This window comes from Priestia flexa NBRC 15715, from assembly GCF_001591565.1.
Lineage (GTDB): Bacteria > Bacillota > Bacilli > Bacillales > Bacillaceae_H > Priestia > Priestia flexa.
Genome location: NZ_BCVD01000214.1, coordinates 1 through 2,186, shown reverse-complemented (window position 1 = coordinate 2,186; position 2,186 = coordinate 1). Strand labels below are relative to the sequence as shown.

Below are 2,186 nucleotides of genomic sequence, written 5' to 3'. Positions count from 1 at the left end.
CTTATGTCCCAGCCTCATATTAGTGGCTGAAATATTTATCTCTTAGCATCTCTTTTTACGCATGCGCTTTTTTACTAAGTTCATATAAAGGAGCTAATGTCTTAAATGTATCATCAATTAAATCAATCCATTGTTGGCCATTCATCTTAACTGCTTCTTCTTTTGATACATTAATTCCGCATAAAATCTCTGCTTTTTTAACATGTTCTAATCGTTCAAATAATCCCTTAAGTTCTGTGGTAGATAAGGAACTCATTTTTTCGACAGCAGGTTTTGTATGGTCTTTTGACCAAACGAATGATTGAGGAATTTGCTCTTTAATGTGGTCTATCTGGTCGGCTAGTATTTTGCCGTACGCTGATTTAATCGGTGCTTCATAAATAACCGCAAACCAAACGAAAACGTGAGTGCCCCAAAGACCAATTTGGAAGTGAGGTAACATCTTATAGCCACGCTTGTTAGTAGCAAATGCTACCCATGTATCTTTTGGTGGATTTACCGTTCTACGCGCATGTTTTGCTACATGGACAAAGATTTCATCGCCCACTAATGAGGAAAGTGTAGGAGCAAAGTGCGTGCTTAACTCTTCGAATTTAGGACGAATTTGTGTTTTTATTGCTTCCATTCGTTCATCTAAACCATCTATTGTAAATACGTTAAAATCAGCTTCTGAAAATCCTTCAAACAAATTCAATACCTCCAATATCCAATAATAGATAATTCATCTCATATTTCGTAGTGATTTTACCATAGAAAGGGCATAATCACCAATTTATTCGCATATGCTTGTCAAAAACACGTCTATCATTTTTTTATAGGTAATCACACAATTTAGTTACATGAAATTGAGCTTCAACATAGACTATTCTAACCGAAAAAATTCTGAAAATTTAGTTTTATTGAAGCCGTTTTGAGGACCATTCATTATTATTGAGAGGGGTGTTTCATCAATGAAACAAGTGGTGAATATGTATAAGAAGAATGATGGGCAAAAGAGACTAGGAGTTATTCGATTAGAGCTTGATTACGAATTAGCTACGCTGTATGAAGCAATGGTTGAAAATAACGAAGAGAAAAAGAATCAGTGCAAGCAAAAGTTAGAGAAGCTTCGCCAAGAAATGATCTCCTTGCAATAAAGATAGCTGATGCTGGAATGAGAGTAGAAAAAACTGGTGAATATAAGAGTAAAGGGAATGGAGAGAAGCGTAAATACTTCTCTCCTTTGTTCTGTGAATTGACATCTTGCAGTCGTTTTTTTAAGCTTAATACAGGACTTTCAAAAAAGGGGGAACACTAAATGAGGGATTTTTGGAATCAGGTTGATACATATGCAAAGCAATGGATTAAAGAAGCAGGTAATCGAATTAAAGCTTCTTTTAGTAGAGAGCTCGTGATTGAAACAAAATCAAACCCTAACGATTTAGTAACCAATATGGATAAAGATATTGAACAGTTCTTTATTTCAAAGATTAAAGAAGTATTTCCAGGCCACCGGATTTTAGGTGAAGAAGGGTATGGCGAAAAAATTGAAACATCTGAAGGTGTTATTTGGGTAATTGATCCAATTGATGGAACAATGAACTTTGTTCATCAACAGCGAAATTTTGCTATTTCCGTAGGTATTTTTGAAAATGGAGTTGGACAAGCTGGATTCATATATGATGTTGTACATGATGAGCTGTACCATGCTAGAAAAGGGAAGGGAGCATATATTAATGACCAACAGCTGCCACCTTTAAAGCAAGTTAGCATTGAAGAGTCTATTGTCAGCTTAAACGCAACGTGGGTAACGGAAAATAGAAGAATTGATCCATCGGTGCTTTCACCTCTAGTAACGCGTGTGAGAGGAACAAGGTCATATGGGTCCGCAGCCATTGAGCTTGCATATGTTGCAGCAGGAAGGTTAGATGCTTATATTACGATGCGCTTAGCACCGTGGGACTTTGCAGCAGGGAAAGTTTTAATTGAAGAGCTTGGAGGCGTCGTAACAGACTTAGAAGGGAAGCCTTTAGATATTTTAGACAGAAGCAGCGTATTCGTTGCAAAGCCAGGTTTACACGAAGAAATTTTGTCTACGTATCTTTCTAAGTATAAAGGCTGAAAAAAGACGAGTCTGGGACAAAACAAAATGTTCCTTTCTAAAGGACGAATGATGCCTTTTTTAAAGTCGTTAGGTTATACTAACC

At 36.6% G+C, this 2,186-nt stretch carries 3 protein-coding genes; 2 read left to right on the top strand and 1 reads right to left on the bottom strand.

The window, feature by feature from the left end; translation table 11 throughout:
* Nucleotides 1-55: 55 nt before the first annotated feature.
* Nucleotides 56-688, bottom strand: coding sequence for a YktB family protein (locus BFL01S_RS19430; RefSeq protein ID WP_061786701.1), 633 nt, complete (start codon nucleotides 686-688; stop codon nucleotides 56-58).
* 262 nt (nucleotides 689-950) lie between these two features.
* Between BFL01S_RS19430 and BFL01S_RS19425 the strand changes: the two genes are divergently transcribed.
* Both BFL01S_RS19425 and BFL01S_RS19420 read left to right on the top strand, forming a co-directional pair.
* Complete coding sequence (locus BFL01S_RS19425; RefSeq protein WP_025909118.1) at nucleotides 951-1,136, top strand: YkzI domain-containing protein; 186 nt, start codon at nucleotides 951-953, stop codon at nucleotides 1,134-1,136.
* A gap of 161 nt (nucleotides 1,137-1,297) precedes the next feature.
* Nucleotides 1,298-2,101, top strand: a complete 804-nt coding sequence (locus BFL01S_RS19420; RefSeq protein WP_061786700.1) for an inositol monophosphatase family protein — start codon at nucleotides 1,298-1,300, stop codon at nucleotides 2,099-2,101.
* Nucleotides 2,102-2,186 lie beyond the last annotated feature (85 nt).

Excerpts from the sequence above, each read along its gene's own strand:
- BFL01S_RS19425 (WP_025909118.1), top strand. The coding sequence starts at position 951 with ATGAAACAAGTGGTGAATATGTATAAGAAGAATGATGGGCAAAAGAGA.
- BFL01S_RS19420 (WP_061786700.1), top strand. The coding sequence starts at position 1,298 with ATGAGGGATTTTTGGAATCAGGTTGATACATATGCAAAGCAATGGATT.